Origin of the sequence: Actinomycetospora lutea, from assembly GCF_028737205.1 — a bacterium.
Classification (GTDB): domain Bacteria; phylum Actinomycetota; class Actinomycetes; order Mycobacteriales; family Pseudonocardiaceae; genus Actinomycetospora; species Actinomycetospora lutea.
Genome location: NZ_JAQZAL010000017.1, coordinates 99,920 through 118,255, shown reverse-complemented (window position 1 = coordinate 118,255; position 18,336 = coordinate 99,920). Strand labels below are relative to the sequence as shown.

Below are 18,336 nucleotides of genomic sequence, written 5' to 3'. Positions count from 1 at the left end.
TCACGCGGCGTGGTGCGCGCCACCCTCGGCGCGGCGAGCGGGGGCCTTCCCCGACGACGGACACCGGCGTGGTCGGCAGGCTGACCGGTCTACGATCACGCTCCGTGGAGGGCGGGGACGTCGGTGAGGCGGCGGGGACGTACGCGCACGACGTGCTCGCCGTCGTCCTGCGGATCACCGAGGCCGTGCCCAGCGTGCTGCTCTGGCAGCGCGCCCGGGAGCCGCACGCCGGGCGTTGGGCCCTCCCGGGCGGGCGCCTCGGGCCGGACGAGGACGTCGAGGGCTCGGTGCGCCGGCACCTCGCCGAGAAGGTCGACCTGGGCGAGGTCGCGCACGTCGAGCAGCTCGGTGTGTTCTCCGACCCCCATCGCGGGCCGCCCCCGCGCCGGATCGCCACCGCGTTCCTCGGGCTCGTCCCCACCGACGCCGACCCCGCGGTCCCCGACGACACCGCCTGGCACCGGGTCGACCGCCTCCCCGAGACCGCCTTCGACCACGGCGCCATCACCCGCGCCGGCCTCGACCGGCTGCGCGCGAAGCTCTCGTACACCAACATCGGCTTCGCGCTCGCGCCGACCGCGTTCACCGTCTCCGAGCTGCGCGATCTCTACGCCGCCGCGCTCGGGCACCGGGTGTCGGCGACCAACCTGCAGCGCGTCCTGACCCGGCGCGGCGTCCTGGTCCCCACCGGCGAGACCGCCGCCCCGGGACCCGCCGGGGGTCGCCCGGCCGCGGTCTTCCGGTTCTCGGAACACGGACTGCGCGTGACCGATCCGTTCGCCGCGCTGCGACCACCCGGTGAGCCCGCCGGCGAGACCCACCCGGCGGCGACGCGCCCGGGGTCGTAGCGTGGGCGTCGTGGTCGAGACGCTGCCCCTGTTCCCGTTGGGGACCGTCCTGCTCCCGGGTGCGTCGCTACCACTGCACATCTTCGAGCCGCGCTACCGCCAGCTGACGATCGACCTGGTCACCGGCACGCTGCCCGGCAAGCAGTTCGGGGTGGTCGCGGTGCGCGAGGGCTGGAGCCCCGACGACGGGCGCGACGGCCTGCACGACGTGGGCTGCACGGCGACGCTGCGCGAGGTCCGCCGGCTGCCCGACGGCCGCTTCGACATCCAGACCACCGGCGACCGGCGCTTCCGCCTCCTCGAGGTCGACGACTCCGCCGCGCCCTACCTCGTGGCCAACGTCGAGTGGGTGCCCGACGACGAGGACGGCGAGGGCCACGACCTCGCCCCGCTCGCGATGGCCGCCCGCGCCGCCCACCGCCGCTACTGCACCACGGCCTGGCGCCAGCAGGGCGGCGGCGACGGGGAGCTGCCCGCGGAGCTCGCGGAGGAGCCGGCACCCGACGTCGCCGACCCCGAGCTCGCCCACATCCTCGCGGGCGACTGCCTGCTGCCCCTCGCCGACCGCCAGGAGCTGCTCGAGCAGACCTGCCCGATCAAGCGCCTGCAGCTCGTGCGCCAGTCGATGACCCGCGAGGCCGTGCTGCTCGACGAGCTGCGCGCGGTGTGGGCGCCCGCCGCGAAGTTCGCGGTCGAGCACAGCCTGAACTAGGTGTACTCGGCCAGCACCCGGCGATAGGCCTCGGCGGCGGGGTCGACCAGGTCGGCCGGCGCCCACTCGTCGGTGACGTGGCACTGGTCGGGCTCGCCGGGTCCGCAGACGATGGTGTCCGCGCCGCCGAGGGCCCCGGCGAGCACGCTCGCGTCGGTGAAGTAGGTCGCGTAGCGGGGCTCGCCCCCGCCGAGCAGCTCGACCGCGCGGGCCACCCGGCCCGGGTCGGTGTCGATCAGCGGGAGCTCGACGAGGCGCTCGGTCTCCACGTCCACCCCGGCCAGGTCGACGACCGTGGCCTCGGCGGCGTCGGCGGTGTCACCGGGCACCAGGCGCAGGTCGACGGTCAGCGCCGCGCGGTCGGGGACGACGTTGGGCTGGACACCCGCGCGCATCATCCCGACGTTGGCGGTGGTCGCGCCGTGGGTCGGGCTGGTCGGCCAGGCGTCGTGCTCGTGGATGCGCACCGCGGCGCGGGCCAGGTCGACGAGCGCGTTGTGCCCGAGGTCGGGGCGCGACCCGTGCGCCGGGATCCCCGTCGCGTGCAGCACGAGCCACAGCACGCCCTTGTGGCCCAGCACGACGCGGTTGTTGGTGGGCTCGGCGACGAGCAGCGTGCCGGACGGGCGCAGCGCGTCGGCCGGGATCTCGCGGGCGCCCTCGCAGCCGGTCTCCTCGCCGAACGTCAGCACCACCTGCACGCCGGTCCCGCCGCCGCGCACGTGCTCGGCGGCCGCGACGACCGCGGCGGCGACGCCGGCCTTCATGTCGCTCGCGCCCCGCCCGCGCAGCCGACCGTCGACGACGTCGCCCGCGAGCGGGTCGAACGACCACACCGTCTCGTCGGCGGGCACGGTGTCGAGGTGGCCGGTCAACGTCACCGGCGTGGCGTCGCCGTGGTGCGCCACGAGGTTCGCGCGGCCGGGCCGCGTCTCGTGGACGGCCACGACCAGGCCCGCGTCCTCGAGGCGGTCCGCGAGCAGGTCCGCCGCGACCCGTTCCCCGCCGCCGCGGGTGTCGAGGCGGACCAGCTCGCCCGCCAGGTCGAGAGCGTTCACCGAGGTGGTCATGCGGGGTCCCTCCCCATGTCCTCGTGCCCGTCGACGATCGCGGCGAGCACGTACGTCAGCGCCGCCCCGAGCCCGGCGACGAGCACCACCCACCATGGTCCGGGCGACGCCGGCACGCTCGTCAGCACCGCGGGCACCGGCGCGCCCGGCGCCCCGCTGGTGCCGATCGCGGCCGGGTCGACGAGGACCGGCACCGGCGACGCCGACCACGCGAACAGCGCCCCGACCCGTCCCGCGAGGAACGCGCCGACCACCGACCCGAGCACGAGCGCGACGAGCACCACCGGCCCGCGACGGTGCCGGCGCCGCCACGCGACGGCGCCGGCGATCACGCCGTACGCGGCGACCATCAGCGCGAAGATCGCCACCGCGTCGAACGCGTGGTCCGCCTCGCCCGCCGGGGAGCCGGTGCCCGCCCCGGGCAGGGCGACGACGTGCACGTCGGGCGCGAGCAACCCCCACAGCGCCCCGAGCGGGAGCCCGACGACGGTCAGGATCGCCGCGAGGCGCAGCGCTGCGGGGACGTCGCCGCGCAGCTCGTCGCGCGTCAGCCGGCCCTCCGGCTCGGTGGGCAGGAAGTCCTCGTCGAGCGCGGTACTCATCGGTCGAGCTCCCCTGTCGGCGTGCTCCCCCGGACGCTCCGTCTCCCGGTCATGCGAACCCGTTCGTCCCGGCCGACTCGCCGTGCCGGCTGCACCGCGCCGTCCAGCCCATCGGGTCGACCTGCACGACCATCCGCCGCGCGCAGAGCGGGCAGTGCCGCGGCGGGTCGACGGTGGCGAGCCGGCGGTCGCAGGCGGCGTGGTCGCCCTGCGCGCGGGCGGCGCCGCACCAGGCGCAGTACGGCCGGTCGACACCGGCGGTGCCGGCGGGCGGCTCCACGACGGCGCTCACAACGTGTCGTTCAGGGCCTTGATCGGCATCTTGAGGGACTCGAGCATGTCGAGGTCCTGCTCGGCCGGGCGCCCGAGGTTGGTCAGGTAGTTGCCGACGATGATCGCGTTGACCCCGCCGAGCATCCCCTGCTCCGCGCCGAGGTCGCCGAGCGTCAGCTCACGCCCGCCGGCGAAGCGCAGCACGGTGCGCGGCAGCGCGAGCCGGAACGCGGCCACCGTCCTCAGCGCGTCGGCGCCCTGGGGCACCTCGAGGTGCGCGAACGGGGTGCCCGGGTTCGGGATCAGGAAGTTGAGCGGGACCTCGTCGGGCTCGAGCTCGGCGAGCTGCACCGCGAACTCCGCGCGCTGGTCGAGGGTCTCCCCCATGCCGACGATGCCGCCGCAGCACACCTCCATGCCGGCCGCGCGCACCATCTGCAGGGTCTCCCAGCGCTCCTCCCAGGAGTGCGTGGTGACGACCTCGGGGAAGTGCGACCGGGCGGTCTCGAGGTTGTGGTTGTAGCGGTGCACGCCCATCGCGGCGAGCTCGTCGACCTGCTCCTGGGTCAGCATCCCCAGCGAGCAGGCGACGTTGATGTCGACCTCGGCGCGGATCGCGGCGATGCCGGCGCGCACCTGCTCCATGAGCTTCGCGTCCGGCCCGCGCACCGCGGCGACGATGCAGAACTCCGTCGCGCCGGTCTTCGCGGTCTGCTTCGCCGCCTCGACCAGCCGGTCGACGTCGAGCCACGCCGCGCGCACCGGCGACTCGAAGAGCCCCGACTGCGAGCAGAAGTGGCAGTCCTCCGGGCAGCCGCCGGTCTTGAGCGAGACGATGCCCTCCACCTCGACCTCGGGGCCGCAGTGGCGCATCCGCACCTCGTGGGCCAGCGCGAGCGCCTCGTGCAGGCGGTCGGTGGGCAGCTGCAGGACGGCCAGGACCTGCTCCTGCGACAGGCCCTCCCCGCGCTCGAGCACCTGCTCGCGGGCCACGGCGAGGATGTCGCCGCCCGCGGCCTGCGCCGTGTCCTCGGCGGTGCTGCTGGGATCGACGGCCGTCACGCACGGCTCCCTTCGTCGGGGTTCGTCGGACTCGGTCGTGCACTGTCGGGCTCGCCGCAGTGTGCCTCACGGTGTGCGATCCGGGGACCACCCACCGCCGAGGAGGGGACCCAGGCCACACCGCGCGGCCTCGAGGACCCGCTCCGGCGTCGCCGCCCCGAGCCCGGCGGGCAGGACACCGAGCAGCGGGGCCCCGGTGACCGCCGGCAGGTCGGCGAGGTTGGTCCGCTCGGCGAGGTCGGGGTGCTCGGGGTAGGCGCCCACGACCGTCCCGGCCAGCGCCAGCCCGCGTCGGGCCAGCGCCTCGGCGGTCAGGGCGGCGGTGTTGAGCACGCCCAGGCCCGCGCTGGCGACCAGCACCACCGGCGCGGCGAGGCCGGCGGCGACGTCGGCGAGGGTCTCGCCCAGATCGTTCAGCCGGACCAGCAGCCCGCCGGCGCCCTCGACGATCACGAGGTCGGCGTCGAGCGCCCGGACGGCCTCGACCACCTGCGCGGCCATCACCGGCGTCGCCCCCGCCCGCCGGGCCGCGGTCGCGGGCGCGAGCGGCTCGGGGAAGCGGGCGAGCTCGCGGGTGTCGACGTCACCGGCGAGGCGCACGACCGCGGCGAGGTCGCCGTCCTCGCCGGGGGCGACGCCGGTCTGGGCCGGCTTGACCACGGCGACGCGCTCGCCCGCCGCCCGCGCCAGGGCGGCGACGGCGGCGACCACCACCGTCTTGCCGACGTCGGTCCCGGTGCCGGTGACGATCAGGGTCCGCACGGTGCAGGACGGTAGCCGCGCCTCAGACCGTGGAGAGGACCCGGACCGCCCGGCGCTCGGCCTCGTCGTGGACCGCGGCGCGGGCGCAGAACGGGCGCAGGTGCGCGAGGGGGTCGCCGCTCGGGCCCGGTCGGACCGGGATGCCGTGCGGCCCGGTCAGTTCGGAGAACACCGCCTGCCCCGGCTGTGCGCGGACCTCGAGGGTGAGGTGGGCGTGGTCGGGCTCGCCCCGGCGCACGGCGAGCACCGCGGCCTCGTGGACGGCGAGTACGGCGGCGCGCACGGCGTCGCCCTCCAGGCCGGCGCGTGCCGCGACCGCGGCCACGCAGCGGCGCAGCGCGGCGAGGTCGGCGAGGCCGTCGACCCCGACCCGGGCGGCGACCTCGCCCCACAGGGCCGCGGGCGTCGGGCTCGCCGTCGCGGGGGCGCGGTGCCCGGGGTTGTCGACGACGCCGATCGCCGTGGCCATCTGCGGGTGGGTGCGCTCCAGGACGGCGACCAGGTCGGGGTGGAGGTCGCGGCGACAGCAGCAGATCAGCGTCAGCGGCAGGTCGCTACGGACGACACCCACCGCGTCCTCGCCGAAGGCGCAGTCACGGGCGGACATCGTCGGCAGGTACTGGCCGAGCACCGTGGTCCGCCGGCCGGGACGGACCCAGCCGCGCACGGCGGCGAGGAAGTCGGGCTCCGTGGACCGGACCAGCGACGTCGGCGGCGGGAAGGTGATCCGGCGGGCCTCGGACCCGAAGGCCTCGCGCAGGCGGCGCACGACGGCGCGGTCGGCGGCCACCAGGATCTCGTCGCCGCCGTCGAGGGCGCTGCGGAGCGTGGGCAGCGCGCTCGCGACCAGGTCGTCGGGGCCGTCGAAGAGCAGCCCCAGATGGACCAGGCCGGGCTGGACCAGACCGCCCGTCACGGCGCGTCCTCGCTCTCGCGGACCGACGGCGGGCGCCCGACCGCGTCGAACAGCCGCCGCAGGAACCGCGGGCCGCCGTGGAGCACCACGTGCTGGTCGACGGGCGCGGAGCGGGCGGCGAGCATGAGGATCTCGGCGCAGGCGACGTCCATGAAGTCGACGCCCGAGAGGTCGAGGTGCAGGTCGGGGCCGTGCTCGCCCTCGCGGGCCGTGCGCAGGGCGCCGTGCACCGCGGCCCCGAAGCGGCGGGCGACGTGCGCGTCGAGGTCGCCGCGCGGCTGCCAGTGCCCGTCGTCCGCGGTGGCCGACCAGAAGCCGTCGACGACGTCGCGGTGGTGCACGGCGACGGTCTCCCACACCGCGCGCTCGCTCTCGGCGGCCACGCAGAGCTGGCAGAGCATCCGGACCGGCCACCGGTGGGTGAGGTCGTCGAAGCCCGCCTCCCAGCGGGCGTACTCCGAGACCAGGCGGGCGTCGTCGGCCATCGGGAGCTCGGGGCTCTCCTGGGTCATGGCCACGGTGGGCCACAGCTCGTCGAGGGCGCGCTCGACCTCGCCGCGGTACACCGCGAGGACGCCGTCGGACGTCGCGCCGGAGCGTTCGACCAGGGTCGGGAAGTCGAGGAACTCGAGCTGCCCGGTGGTCAGGGCGTCGCGGGCGCCGCGCGGGCCGCTCGGGCCGGTGAGCCAGTGCCCGTCACGGCGTCCGCCGTCGGGCAGCCAGCCCTTGTAGTAGACCTTCGAGCCGAGGGAGAGCTCCTGCTCCACCCAGGACGCCGCGCCCCGCCGGCCCTGGTCGACGGCGTCGGAGACGAGCAACGTGTGCTGCGAGGGTTCGCGCCCGGGGCGCAGCAACGCGGTCACGCTGTCCTCCCCCGGTCGCGCGCTCGTCGGCTCCGACTCCAGTACCCGAACGGTACCGCGATGACACCCTGCGTGACCACGCGTTCCACGCTGGGTGATTCGGCCTAGTCACGCGCGACCGGGCGGACGTACCGGCCCGAGGGTCGCCGGCTAGCGGACGTGGGAGAGCACCTTGTGCAGCACCTGGTCGACGAGCGCGAGGTCGTCGGCGGTCAGATCGGCGCGCGCGGTGAGCCGCAGGCGTGACGTGCCCGGCGGCACCGAGGGCGGGCGGAAGCAGCCGGCGCGCAGGCCGTGCTCGGCGCACGCCGCGGCGGCGGCGACGGCGACCTCCGGATCGCCGAGCACCACGGGCACCATCGCCGCGGTGGGCGCCGGCACGTCCAGGGCGGGGGCGGCGGCGCGCGCCGACGCGGCCACGGTCGCGGCCGCCGCGTGCAGCGCCGCGACCCGCTCGGGCTCGGCACGGACGATCCCGAGGGCGGCCAGCGCGGCGCCCGCGGCGGCCGGGGCGAGCCCGGTGTCGAAGATGAAGGGCCGGGCGGTGTCCACGAGGTGCTCGATGACCGCGCGGTCGCCGAGCACCACGCCGCCCTGGGCGCCGAGCGACTTGGACAGCGTCGCGGTGAGCACGACGTCGGGCGCGCCGGCGAGCCCGGACTCGACGAGCGTCCCGCTCCCGCCGGGGCCGCGGACGCCCAGGCCGTGGGCGTCGTCGACGATCAGGACGGCGTCGCGGGCCCGGCAGACGGCGTGCAGCTCGGCGAGCGGGGCGATCCCCCCGTCGACGCTGTCCACGCCGTCGACGACCACCACGGCGCGGGGCTCGTCGCGCGCCGTGAGCACCCGGTCGACGGCCGCGGGGTCGGTGCAGCGGGCCACCTCGACGCGGGCGCGCGAGAGCCGGGCGGCGTCGACGAGCGAGGCGTGCGCGGCGACGTCGGAGACCACCAGCGCGCCGCGGCCGCTGAGCGCGGTGACCGCGCCGAGGTTGGCGGTGTAGCCCGAGGAGAACACCAGCGCCGCCGGGCTGCCGGTGAAGTCGGCGAGGGCGTCCTCGAGCTCGCCGTGCAGCCGCGTCGAGCCCGTGACCAGCCGCGATCCGGTCGACCCGGCACCCCACGTGCGCAGCGCGGCCGCGCCGGCCTCGACGACGCGCGGGTCGCGGGCGAGGCCGAGGTAGTCGTTGGAGGCGAGGTCGACCACGGGGTCGGCGGCCTCGCGCGGGCGCAGCGTCCGGCGCAGGCCCGCCCCGGCGCGCGCCGCCGCCGTCTCCTCCAGCCACGCACCGAGCCAGCTCACGGCGGCCACCCTACGGTGACCGCATGCGCCTCGAGACGCTGCTGCCGCTGGGCAAGGTCGACCCGGGGCTGCGGACGCCGGACACCCCGCTGGATCTGCGTGCGGTGGCCGCGAACGCCGCGCTGCTCGAGGAGATCGGCTACGGCGGCATGGCGGTCGAGGAGACCAAGGACGACCCGTTCGCCGTCCTCACGCTCGCCGCGGCCGCCACGCGCACCCTGCGGCTGGGCACCGCGGTGGCGATCGCGTTCCCGCGCAGCCCCACGGTGATGGCGCTGCAGGCCTGGACGCTGCAGAAGCTCTCGGGCGGGCGGTTCACGCTCGGGATGGGCACGCAGGTGCGCGGGCACATCCGGCGCCGCTACGGCATCGAGTGGTCGCCGCCCGCGCCGTGGATGCGCGAGTACGTGCAGGCGATGCGCGCGGTGTGGACGACGTGGCAGACCGGCGCACCCCTGGCCCACCACGGCGAGCGCTACCACCTCGACCTCATGGTGCCGCTGTTCGACGCCGGGCCGATCGAGCACCCGGACATCCCGGTGCACCTGGCGGCGGTCAACACCAACATGTGCGCGGTGGCCGGCGAGGTCGCCGACGGTGTGCGACCCCACCCGGTGTGCACACCGTCGTACATCCGCGAGGTGATGCTGCCCGCGGTCCGGCGCGGCGCTGCGCGCGGCGGGCGCTCGCTCGACGGCTTCCGGGTCGCGATGAAGCCGCTGGTGGCCTCGGCGCGGACCGAGGAGGAGCTGGCGGTGAAGGTCCGCGACGCCCGCGCCCGGATCGCCTTCTACGCCTCGACCCCGGGGTACCGCGCGGCGTTCGACCACCTGGGCCTGTCCGACCTCGTGGACGAGGCGAAGGAGCTCTCCAAGGCCCAGCGCTGGGAGGAGCTCCCGGAGATGATCGACGACGAGACCCTCGACCGGTTCGCGGTGATCGGCACGTACGACGTCATCGGCGAGCGGCTGCTGGAGCGCTTCGGCCACGTGGTCACCGACGTCGAGTTCTCGATCGCCGTCCGCGACGACGCCGACCGCGAGACCCTGCGCGCGCTCGCCGCGACCATCCAGACCGCCGACGACACCCCGGCCCGCTCGACCATCCGCGGCATGTGAGCGGACGTCGGGGCCATAGCCCCGAAGTTCGCTCACGACGGACTCAGACCGGGTCGACCGCGGTCACCCGGCACCGGCCGCGGCGACCATCGCCGCCCCGATCCGCCGGACGTCCTCGGCCGGCGTCACGTACGGCGGCATCGCGTAGACGAGGTCCCGGAACGGGCGCAGCCACACCCCGTGCGCCTCGGCGGCGGCCTGCGCCGCGGGGACGTCGACGGGGTGGTCGAGCTGGATCACGCCGATCCCGCCGAGCACGCGCACGTCGAGCACACCCTCGACCGCGCGCGCCGGCGCCAGCCCCTCGCGCAGCCCCGCCCCGAGCGCCGCGACCTCGCCGGCCCAGTCGCGGCGCAGCAGCTCGTCGATGCTCGCCGCCGCCACGGTCGCCGCGAGGGGGTTGGCCATGAACGTCGGCCCGTGCATGAGCCCGCCGGCCTCGCCCTCGCTGATCGCCGTCGCCACCGCCGGCGTGCACAGGGCCGCGGCCGCCGTGAGGTAGCCGCCGGTCAGCGCCTTGCCGAGGCACATCACGTCCGGCGACACCCCCGCCTGCTCGGCGGCGAAGAGCGTGCCGGTGCGCCCGAACCCGGTGGCGATCTCGTCGAACACGAGCACGAGGTCGTGGGCGTCGGCGATCTCGCGCAGGGTGCGCAGGTGCCGCGGGTCGTGGAAGCGCATCCCGCCCGCGCCCTGCACGACGGGCTCGACGACGATGCCCGCGACCTCGCCGGCGTGCGCGTCGGCCACCGCCCGCAGGTGCTCGTCGTAGCCGGGATCGACGGTGCCGTCCTCTCCGGCGGACGGGGGCCGGTCGGCGAACACCTGCTGCGGCAGGAACCCGGTCCACGCGGCGTGCATCCCGCCATCGGGGTCGCACACGCTCATCGCGCCGAAGGTGTCGCCGTGGTAGCCGCCGCGCCAGGTCATCATCCGCGTGCGGCCCGGCCGGCCCCGGGCCCGCTGGTACTGCAGGCACATCTTCAGCGCGACCTCGATCGACACCGACCCGGAGTCGGCGAGGAACACGTGCTGCAGCGGCTCGGGCGTCAGCGCGACGAGCCGCTCGGCCAGCGCCACCGCCGGGTCGTGGGTGAGCCCGCCGAACATGACGTGGCTCATCGCGCCGGTGGCGCGGGCGACGGCGTCGTCGAGGGCGGGGTGCCGGTAGCCGTGCACCGCCGCCCACCACGACGACATCCCGTCCACGAGCTCGCGGCCGTCGTCGAGGGTGAGCCGCACCCCCTGCGCCGAGCGCACGACGAGCGGGTCGCTCCGCCCGGGCATGGGGCCGTAGGGGTGCCAGACGTGCGCGCGGTCCCGGTCGCGCAGGGACTGCTCGGTGGCCGCCGGGAACGTCATCCGCGCACCGTAACGGCGTGGGCCGTCGCGAGCCCTAGGATCACCGGTGATGTCCACCGCCGACGAGAGCGCCCCCGACGCGAGGCCGGACCCGTTCTCGCGGCGGCGCGAGGTCGCGGCCACCAGCGCGCGCTCGCTGCTCGTCACCGTGCTCGGCGAGGTCGTGCTGCCCGGCGGCGAGCCGGTGTGGACCCAGACGGTCGTCGACGTGCTCGGGCTCGTCGGCGTCGAGGAGAAGTCGGCCCGCCAGGCGCTGGCCCGCACCGCGGCCGACGGCATGCTCGTCTCCGAGCGGGTCGGGCGGCGCGTGCGCTGGGACCTGACGCCCTGGGGCCGCGACCTGCTGACCGAGGGCGCGGCGCGCATCTACGCGCACGGCCGGGCGCGGGCGGCCTGGGACGGGCGCTGGCTCGTCGTCGTCGCGAGCGTCCCCGAGCAGCAGCGCGCGCGGCGCCACCGGCTGCGCACCCGCCTCGCGTGGGCGGGGCTCGGCTCGCCCGCCGCGGGCATGTGGGTCTCCCCCGACACGGATCGCCTCGACGAGGTGCGCGAGGTCCTCGCCGAGAACGGGCCGACCGACGCCCACGTCGTCACCGGCGAGTACCACGGCGGGCTGAGCGCGGTCGAGCTCGCGGCCCGGGCGTGGGACCTGGGCGACCTCGAGGCGCGCTACGAGGAGTTCGTCGGCGCCTTCGCCGACCTCGCGCCCGTCGACGACGCCGCGGTGCTCGCGGCGCAGATCCGCCTGGTCGACGCGTGGCGCCGCTTCCCGTTCCTCGACCCGGGCCTGCCCGACGCGCTGCTGCCCGCACCGTGGATCGGGCACCGGGCCGCGGAGGTCTTCCACGGCCGGCACACGGCCTGGGCGGACGCGACGCGCCGCGCCGCGACCGCCCTCGGCCTGTGAGCTACTGGATCCAGATCGTCTTCGCGTTGACGAACGACTGCGGCCCGAAGCTCGCGAGCTCGCGCCCGTAGCCGGAGTTCTTCGCGCCGCCGAACGGCACCTCGGGCGTCGACTCGGTGATCTTGTTGATGTAGACCATGCCGGACTCGACCTGGGTGGCGAACTTGATCTTCTCGTCCTCGTCGGCGGTCCAGGCGCTGCCGCCCAGCCCGAAGTCCGAGTCGTTGGCGATGCGGATCGCGTCGTCGGCGTCGCTCGCGCGGAACACCAGCGCCACGGGGCCGAAGAGCTCCTCGCGGTAGGCGCGGGCCTCCTTCGGGATGTCGGTCAGCACCGTCGCCGGGTACCAGTTGCCGGGCCGGTCGACGCGCTCGCCGCCGGTCAGCAGCCGGGCACCCGACTTGATCGAGTCCTGCACCTGCTCGTCGAGGTCGTCGACCCCGTTGCCCTGCGACATCGGGCCGAGGTCGGTGCCCTCGTCCATGGGGTCGCCCATCGTCAGCGACTCCATCTTCTCCACCAGCTTCTGCGTGAACTCGTCGGCGATCTGCTCGTGGACGATGAACCGCTTGGCGTTGATGCAGGACTGCCCGTTGTTGAGCATGCGGCTCGACACCGCGGCGGTGACGACCTCGTCGAGGTCCTCCACCGAGGGCATGACGATGAACGGGTCGCTGCCGCCGAGCTCGAGCACGCTGGTCTTGACGTTCTGCCCGGCGCGGGCGCCGACCTCGCGGCCCGCGGGCTCGCTGCCGGTGAGGGTGACGGCGCGGACGCGGTCGTCGTCGATGATCCCCTCGATCACCGAGGAGCCGACGAGCAGCGTCTGGAACGCGCCGTCGGGGAAGCCGGCGCGCGTGAGGACGTCCTCGATGGCCAGGGCCACCTGCGGGACGTTCGACGCGTGCTTGAGCAGGCCCACGTTGCCGGCCATGAGCGCCGGCGCGGCGAAGCGCAGCACCTGCCAGAACGGGAAGTTCCACGGCATCACGGCGAGCACGGGCCCGAGCGGCTGGTAGCGCGTGAAGATGCGCGCGTGCTCCGGGGCCGTCTTCGGCTTCGGCCACTCGACGTCGGCGAGGTCCTCGGCGGCGTGATCGGCGTACCAGCGGCAGCCCAGCGCGCACTTGGTGATCTCGGCCTTCGCCGCGGCGAAGGTCTTGCCCATCTCGAGGGTCGCGAGCTCGGCCAGGCGCTCGTTCTCGGCGTCGAAGATGTCCGCCGCCGCCCGCAGCCAGCCGGCGCGCTGCTCGAACGTGGTGTCGCGGTAGCTCTGGAACGCATCCCAGGCGCGCTGGAGCTTCTCCTCCAGCTGCGCCTCGGTGAGGGCGTCGAACTCCTTGACGGTCTCCCCGGTCGCGGGGTTCGTCGTTGCGATGGCCATGGGAGATGTCTACCCCGCCCGACGGGCCGGGCAATCCGGGTCCGACGCGACCACCGGCTCCGGCTCCGGCTCCGGCTCCGGCTCCGGGACCGGCCGTGCCCGCGCGGCGGCCTCCGCCCGCGCGAGGGCGACCGCGAACGCCGCCGCCAGGACACCGGCCAGGGCCAGCGCCACCCAGCCCGCCCGCAGCAGGCCGAGCTCCTCGGGCCGGCCGGTCGTGCGGGTGCCGATCACCGACACGAGCAGCGCCACCCCGAGCACCGACCCGATCTGGCGCGCCGTGGTGATCAGCGACGAGCCGGTGCCCCAGCGGTGGGCCGGGAGCGCCACGCCGACCACCGACGACAGGGCGGGCAGGATCAGGCCGACGCCGAGCCCGGTGGCGATCTGGCCCGGCAGCATGCCCACCGCGTAGCCCGGGGTCGCGTCGAGCCACAGCGCCCACCAGGTCGGGCCGGCGGCGAACACCAGCCCGCCCACGACGACGACGCGCCCGATGCCGAACCGCCCCGTGAGGTGGCCCGACAGCCGCGACACCCCGACGACCACGGCGGGCCCCACCGCCAGCGCGAGCCCGGCGACCGGTGCCGACCAGCCCCACGTCCCGGTCAGGAACAGCACGTTGGCGACGAGCATGCCGGCGAACCCGGTGGTGAAGGCGATCATCGTCAACGCGGCGTACCCGACGACCGGGGTGCGGACGACGGCGAGGTCCAGCGCGGGCACGGGGTGACGCCGCGAGCGCCACACCACCCCGGTGAGCCCGAGCAGCGCGACGCCGAGGCCCGCGAGCACCGGGACCGACGCCCACCCCAGGTCGGGGGCGCGGACCAGCGCGTAGGCCAGCGCGCCGACCCCCACGACCAGGCCCACCGCGCCTAGCACGTCGGGCACGCCGGCGTCCTGGGGCACGACCCCCGCGTCCTCGCCGGTCGAGCTCCGCCGCGCGGCGTCTCCCGGCAGCGCCCGCAGCCCCGCGACCAGCGCGACGACGCCGACGGGCACGTTGACGAGGAAGACCCAGTGCCACGACGCCTCGACGAGCAGCCCGCCCAGCGGCGGCCCGAGGGCGGCGGCCACGGCGCCGATCGACGCCCAGGCGCCGACGGCGTGCGAGCGGCGCTCGGCGGGGAACGCCGCGAGCAGCAGCGACAGCGAGGTCGGCGTCACCAGCGCCGCGCCGAGCGCCTGGACCGCCCGCGCGGCCACCAGCAGCGGCACCGACGGGGCGGCCGCGCAGGCCGCGGACGCGAGCGTGAACACCGCGAGCCCGACGAGGAACACCCGCCGGTGGCCGACGCGGTCGGCCAGGCGCCCCGCGAGGGCCAGGAACGCGGCGAATACCACCGTGTAGCCGTTGAGCACCCAGGAGAGCGCACCGAGGTCGCTGCCCGGGAAGTCGGCGCGGATGGCGGGGAACGCCAGGTTGACGATGAACAGGTCGAGGCTCGACAGGAACGCCGCCGCCGAGGTGATGAGCAGGACGGTGCGCGGGCTCGCGCTCACGACGGGCGCTCGTCGACGAGCCGGCGGGCCAGGTCGACCGCGGCCTCGGACGCGACGTGGGCGTCCCAGCGGTCGCGGTAGGCGGCCTGCAGGTAGAGCCCGTCGACGAGCAGCCAGAGCTCCTCGGTCAGGCGCTCGGGGTCGGCGACGCCGAGCGCCGCGACGAGGTCGGCGAGCTGGCGGTGGGTGTCCTCGAGGACGGCGCGGGCGACCCCGGCGGGCGTCGGGGGCCCGTCCGCGTCGCCGAGGTCGGCGTCGTCGGGGAACTCCGCGAGGTAGTTGCGGAATGCGCACCCGCGGAACCACGGGCGGGCCGTGGTCGTCGCGACCTCCTCGACGAGGGCGAGCAGCTGCGCGCGGGGGTCGTCGGCGGCGGCCTCGCGGGCGCGGCGGCCCTGCGCGGCGCGGATGTCGCGGGCCCGCTCGAGGTAGGCCGCCACGAGGTCGGTCTTCGCCGGGAAGTGCGAGTAGAGCAGGTTCTTGCCGGTGCCGGCCTCGGTGATGACCTGGTTCATGCCCACGGCACGCACGCCGTGCTCGTAGAACAGGCGCGACGCGGTGGTCAGGATGCGGTCGCGGGTGTCGGGTGCGGGCGTCCGTGCCACGACGCTCCTTCGTGCCGGCGGCGGACCGTGTGGTCCGGGACCGATCGGTCCCGGACCTGACGGTACCCCACGGCACGGGCGTCCGGGAGCCTCAGGCGCGGGTGGGCGGGTCGACCAGGCCGGGGTAGACGCGCAGGGCGTGGCCGCCGAGCAGCCCCTCGGTGAGCTCGTCGCCGAGCCCGAGCTCCCGGATCGCGGCGATGTTGCGGGCGGGATCGGCCGACGGCGCGTCGGTGCCGAACACCGACTTCCGCGCGACGCGCTCGAAGCCGAACCGCTCGTAGTAGACGGGCAGCTTGTGCGGCGGCAGGCCGGCGAGGTCGAGCCAGACGTTCTCGCGGGTCAGCGCCAGCGAGGCGGCGGCCTCGTAGCTCCAGCCGCGCCCGCCGTGGGCGAGCACGAGCGTCAGGCCCGGGAAGTCGCGCAGGACGTCGTCGACGAGGACGGGGTCGCCGAGACGGCCGGTGGCGCCCGGGAACACCGACGGGCCGGTGTGCACGATCACGGGGACGCCGCGGTCGAGGCAGCGCGCGTAGGCCGGGTAGAGCTGCGGGTCGTTGGGCGCGATCCCGGCGTGCACCGGGTGCACCTTGAGGGCCACGGCGCCCAGGTCGAGCTGGCGGTCGAGCTCCGCGGCCACCGGGTGGTGCACGTGCGGGTTGACGTTGGCGACGATCCGGAACCGCTCGGCGTCGGCGTCGACGAGCGGCAGCATGTCCTCGATCGTCTGCCACCCGGTGGCCTTCGGGCTGTACTCGCAGAACAGCAGGACGCGGTCGACCCCCGCGCCGGCGAAGAGCGCCGAGACCTTCTCGGGGATCGCGGCGCCGTCGCTGTCGTAGCAGGCCGACCACGCCTCACCCGTCCCCGCGGGCCCGATCCACTGCTCCCACGGCACCTTGAGGCGCGCGAGGTGGGCGACGTGGACGTGGGCGTCGACGATCACGGCGCCATCTTCGCCGGTGGGTGCTAGTCGAACAGATCGGGGTCGGTGCGCACGACCTCGTCCCACAGCGGCTGGTAGGAGAACCAGCCGGCGTAGGGCGTGCCGGTCTGCTCGGCGGTGAACTTGGCGTTCTGGTGGTCGATCTGCGTGGGCGTGCCGGCCGCCTCGGCGAGCAACGCCGCCTGGCAGTTGCGCTCGGTGTTGATGAACCACCACGCGGCCTCGGCCACCGTGTCGCCGACCGCGAAGATGCCGTGGTTCTGGTGGAACACCATCCGGCGTCCGGTCAGCCCGGTGGCCAGGGCGCGTCCGACCTCGGGGTCGAGCACGACGGCGCCGCGCCCCTCGGTGACCACGCCGTGGTTCTCGTAGAGGGTGCACGCGTCCTGGGTGATCGGGTCGAGCGGGCGGGCCAGCGACGACCACGCCTTGCCGTACACCGAGTGGGCGTGCGCGGCGGCCACGACCTCGGGGTGGGCGTGGTGCACCGCGGAGTGGATGACGAAGCCGGCCTGGTTCACCGGCCGGTTGCCGTGCACGATGTCGCCCTCGTGGTTCACGGCGATCAGATCCGACACACGGATGTGCCGGAAGCTCATGCCGAACGGGTTGACCCAGAACATGTGCGGATCCTCGGGGTCGCGCACCGTGATGTGGCCGGCGATGCCCTCGCCGAACCCGAAGCGCCCGAAGATGCGGAAGGCGCCCGCGAGCTGCTGCTTGCGGTGCAGGCGCTCCTCGGCGCTCGTGGCGAACGTCGGCGGCTGCGGCATCACGATGCCCTCCTGGGAGGGCCGGAACGCCGGCATCTGGTCGTCGGAGCTGCGCGTGTCCTGCGTGGGGGCGGCCATCTCCCGACCGTGCGCCGGGGCACGGGCCCGGGTCAAGCCCTGGGATCGGCGCTCAGTCGCTTCGCCACCGGGGCGGCGACGGCCGCCATCCCGGCCGCGGTCGGGTGGAACGGCCGCGGACCCCCGAGCCCGGGGAACCCCATCGCCAGGCCGGAGACCCACGGATCGGGCGCGCCGACCCCGTGGTCCCCGCTCGCCGCGGACGCGACCACGAGGTCCGCGCCCGCGTCGGTCGCGGCGGCCGCGAAGCTCGCGACGAGGCCCGCGGCGACGCGCCGGCCCTCGCCGATCTGCGCGGCGCTCAGCGGCACGGTGTCGGGCGTGGCGTGGCGGCCGAGCACGGTGAGGTAGTCGACGAGGACCACGCGGGCCCCGGGCGCGCGGCGGCGCACGTCGTCCACCAGTGCGGTCAGGGCGGCCCGGACCTCGGCGAACGCCTCGGGCGGCGGCACCGCGACCGTGTACCCGAGGCGGCGGCGCACCGGCGCGGGCAACCACGGCAGCCGCGCGGTGAGCGTCCCGCGCAGGCCGGCCGAGACGAGCATGCCGAGGTAGCCGACGTCGTTGCCGCCCGCGGTGACCGTGACGAGCGCGGTGTCCGCGGTGACCGCCTCGACCTGCGGCGGGACCGGCCCGGCGAGCGTGGGCTGGCGGTCGTGACGCAGGTGGGCGGTGGTCGCCCCGGAGCAGGAGACGTCGACCAGCGGCAGCCCGATCTCCTCGGCGAGCAGGCTCGGGTAGTTGCGTCCGGAGCGCAGCACGCCGCGGTCGACCTGCGGCGGGATGCCGGGCCCCGCGGCGAACGAGCTCCCGAGGGCGACGTACCGACCGCCGCCCGCGGGATCAATCACCCGCGCTCTCCCACAGGCCGACGACGTTGCCCTCGGTGTCGCGGAAGTAGGCGGCGAAGCCCATCGCGCCCACCGGGGTCTTGGGCGAGAGGACCGCGCCGCCGTAGCTGCTGACGTGCTCGAGCGTCTCGTCGATGTCGCCGACGTCGACGACGATCACGGGGCTGCGGGGCTCGTCCTCGCCGCGGCGGAACATCCCGCCGTTGATGTAGCCCGGCTCGGTGGGCGCGCCCTGCTCGCCCACGGGCCCGCTCATGGCGATCGTGTAGTCCATGCCCGGCATGTCCTGCAGCGTCCAGCGGAAGACCGCGCCGTAGAACGCGCGCGCCCGGTCACCGTCATCGAACGGGATCTCGAAGTGCACCACCCGGCCGCTCATGACCCTGCTCCTCCTGA

20 protein-coding genes are annotated in these 18,336 nt (G+C 75.7%); 4 read left to right on the top strand and 16 right to left on the bottom strand.

All coding sequences use genetic code 11. The features are described 5' to 3' along the window. Positions 1-104: 104 nt before the first annotated feature. Entirely contained in the window at positions 105-848 is a 744-nt protein-coding gene (locus tag PHK61_RS19345; protein WP_274282641.1) for an NUDIX hydrolase, read from the top strand. A gap of 10 nt (positions 849-858) precedes the next feature. Then, on the top strand, positions 859-1,560 hold the full coding sequence (locus PHK61_RS19340) for an LON peptidase substrate-binding domain-containing protein (RefSeq protein WP_274282640.1): 702 nt from the start codon (positions 859-861) through the stop codon (positions 1,558-1,560). Here PHK61_RS19340 and PHK61_RS19335 read toward each other — a convergent pair. The 8 genes from PHK61_RS19335 to PHK61_RS19300 form a co-directional block, all read right to left on the bottom strand. Continuing rightward, positions 1,557-2,630 (bottom strand): M20 family metallopeptidase, encoded by a 1,074-nt coding sequence (locus PHK61_RS19335; protein ID WP_274282639.1) that lies wholly within the window; start codon positions 2,628-2,630, stop codon positions 1,557-1,559. The genes PHK61_RS19340 and PHK61_RS19335 overlap by 4 nt on opposite strands. Beyond that, complete coding sequence (locus tag PHK61_RS19330; protein ID WP_274282638.1) at positions 2,627-3,232, bottom strand: DUF2567 domain-containing protein; 606 nt, start codon at positions 3,230-3,232, stop codon at positions 2,627-2,629. The genes PHK61_RS19335 and PHK61_RS19330 overlap by 4 nt, the downstream gene beginning before the upstream one ends. Positions 3,233-3,281: 49 nt before the next feature. Then, positions 3,282-3,524 (bottom strand): biotin synthase auxiliary protein BsaP, encoded by a 243-nt coding sequence (gene bsaP / locus PHK61_RS19325; RefSeq protein WP_274282637.1) that lies wholly within the window; start codon positions 3,522-3,524, stop codon positions 3,282-3,284. Then, on the bottom strand, positions 3,521-4,567 hold the full coding sequence (gene bioB, locus PHK61_RS19320) for a biotin synthase BioB (protein ID WP_274282636.1): 1,047 nt from the start codon (positions 4,565-4,567) through the stop codon (positions 3,521-3,523). Before bioB ends, bsaP begins: the two co-directional genes overlap by 4 nt. A 66-nt stretch (positions 4,568-4,633) precedes the next feature. Further along, positions 4,634-5,329, bottom strand: coding sequence for a dethiobiotin synthase (gene bioD / locus PHK61_RS19315; RefSeq protein ID WP_274282635.1), 696 nt, complete (start codon positions 5,327-5,329; stop codon positions 4,634-4,636). A 22-nt stretch (positions 5,330-5,351) separates the two neighbouring features. After that, the gene (locus PHK61_RS19310) at positions 5,352-6,245 is read right to left on the bottom strand and encodes an ATP-binding protein (RefSeq protein WP_274282634.1); all 894 of its coding nucleotides are present in this window, start codon (positions 6,243-6,245) and stop codon (positions 5,352-5,354) included. Beyond that, positions 6,242-7,108 carry an STAS domain-containing protein gene (locus PHK61_RS19305; protein WP_274282633.1) on the bottom strand — a complete coding sequence of 289 codons (867 nt, stop codon included), beginning with the start codon at positions 7,106-7,108 and terminating at the stop codon, positions 6,242-6,244. The genes PHK61_RS19310 and PHK61_RS19305 overlap by 4 nt, the downstream gene beginning before the upstream one ends. Positions 7,109-7,258: 150 nt before the next feature. Further along, positions 7,259-8,410 carry an 8-amino-7-oxononanoate synthase gene (locus PHK61_RS19300; RefSeq protein ID WP_274282632.1) on the bottom strand — a complete coding sequence of 384 codons (1,152 nt, stop codon included), beginning with the start codon at positions 8,408-8,410 and terminating at the stop codon, positions 7,259-7,261. Between the two features lie 23 nt (positions 8,411-8,433). Between PHK61_RS19300 and PHK61_RS19295 the strand changes: the two genes are divergently transcribed. Then, positions 8,434-9,528 (top strand): TIGR03617 family F420-dependent LLM class oxidoreductase, encoded by a 1,095-nt coding sequence (locus tag PHK61_RS19295; RefSeq protein WP_274282631.1) that lies wholly within the window; start codon positions 8,434-8,436, stop codon positions 9,526-9,528. Between the two features lie 63 nt (positions 9,529-9,591). Here PHK61_RS19295 and PHK61_RS19290 read toward each other — a convergent pair whose 3' ends face one another. Beyond that, positions 9,592-10,890: an adenosylmethionine--8-amino-7-oxononanoate transaminase gene (locus PHK61_RS19290; RefSeq protein WP_274282630.1), complete on the bottom strand. Its 1,299-nt coding sequence runs from the start codon at positions 10,888-10,890 to the stop codon at positions 9,592-9,594. A gap of 49 nt (positions 10,891-10,939) precedes the next feature. On the opposite strand from PHK61_RS19290, the gene PHK61_RS19285 reads away from it, so the two are divergent. Then, entirely contained in the window at positions 10,940-11,797 is an 858-nt protein-coding gene (locus PHK61_RS19285) for a PaaX family transcriptional regulator (RefSeq protein ID WP_274282629.1), read from the top strand. Between the two features lies 1 nt (position 11,798). On the opposite strand, the gene PHK61_RS19280 is transcribed toward PHK61_RS19285, so the two are convergent. From PHK61_RS19280 to PHK61_RS19250, 7 genes are all read right to left on the bottom strand, one after another. Further along, positions 11,799-13,181, bottom strand: a complete 1,383-nt coding sequence (locus PHK61_RS19280; RefSeq protein ID WP_274282628.1) for an NAD-dependent succinate-semialdehyde dehydrogenase — start codon at positions 13,179-13,181, stop codon at positions 11,799-11,801. Between the two features lie 9 nt (positions 13,182-13,190). Further along, positions 13,191-14,687: an MFS transporter gene (locus tag PHK61_RS19275; protein WP_274282627.1), complete on the bottom strand. Its 1,497-nt coding sequence runs from the start codon at positions 14,685-14,687 to the stop codon at positions 13,191-13,193. After that, the gene (locus PHK61_RS19270) at positions 14,684-15,292 is read right to left on the bottom strand and encodes a TetR/AcrR family transcriptional regulator (protein ID WP_274282626.1); all 609 of its coding nucleotides are present in this window, start codon (positions 15,290-15,292) and stop codon (positions 14,684-14,686) included. Before PHK61_RS19270 ends, PHK61_RS19275 begins: the two co-directional genes overlap by 4 nt. A gap of 91 nt (positions 15,293-15,383) precedes the next feature. Continuing rightward, on the bottom strand, positions 15,384-16,238 hold the full coding sequence (locus tag PHK61_RS19265) for an amidohydrolase family protein (RefSeq protein WP_274282625.1): 855 nt from the start codon (positions 16,236-16,238) through the stop codon (positions 15,384-15,386). A gap of 23 nt (positions 16,239-16,261) precedes the next feature. Continuing rightward, positions 16,262-17,089, bottom strand: a complete 828-nt coding sequence (locus tag PHK61_RS19260; protein ID WP_274282624.1) for a class II aldolase/adducin family protein — start codon at positions 17,087-17,089, stop codon at positions 16,262-16,264. 32 nt (positions 17,090-17,121) lie between these two features. Continuing rightward, positions 17,122-17,940, bottom strand: a complete 819-nt coding sequence (locus tag PHK61_RS19255) for an SGNH/GDSL hydrolase family protein (RefSeq protein ID WP_274282623.1) — start codon at positions 17,938-17,940, stop codon at positions 17,122-17,124. Further along, positions 17,933-18,319: a VOC family protein gene (locus PHK61_RS19250; RefSeq protein WP_274282622.1), complete on the bottom strand. Its 387-nt coding sequence runs from the start codon at positions 18,317-18,319 to the stop codon at positions 17,933-17,935. Before PHK61_RS19250 ends, PHK61_RS19255 begins: the two co-directional genes overlap by 8 nt. Between the last annotated feature and the right edge of the window lie 17 nt (positions 18,320-18,336).

Coding starts and splice junctions, on each gene's coding strand:
- PHK61_RS19335 (WP_274282639.1), bottom strand. CDS start 2,630: ATGACCACCTCGGTGAACGCTCTCGACCTGGCGGGCGAGCTGGTCCGC.
- PHK61_RS19330 (WP_274282638.1), bottom strand. CDS start 3,232: ATGAGTACCGCGCTCGACGAGGACTTCCTGCCCACCGAGCCGGAGGGC.
- PHK61_RS19295 (WP_274282631.1), top strand. CDS start 8,434: ATGCGCCTCGAGACGCTGCTGCCGCTGGGCAAGGTCGACCCGGGGCTG.
- PHK61_RS19290 (WP_274282630.1), bottom strand. CDS start 10,890: ATGACGTTCCCGGCGGCCACCGAGCAGTCCCTGCGCGACCGGGACCGC.
- PHK61_RS19285 (WP_274282629.1), top strand. CDS start 10,940: ATGTCCACCGCCGACGAGAGCGCCCCCGACGCGAGGCCGGACCCGTTC.
- PHK61_RS19280 (WP_274282628.1), bottom strand. CDS start 13,181: ATGGCCATCGCAACGACGAACCCCGCGACCGGGGAGACCGTCAAGGAG.
- PHK61_RS19260 (WP_274282624.1), bottom strand. CDS start 17,089: ATGGCCGCCCCCACGCAGGACACGCGCAGCTCCGACGACCAGATGCCG.
- PHK61_RS19250 (WP_274282622.1), bottom strand. CDS start 18,319: ATGAGCGGCCGGGTGGTGCACTTCGAGATCCCGTTCGATGACGGTGAC.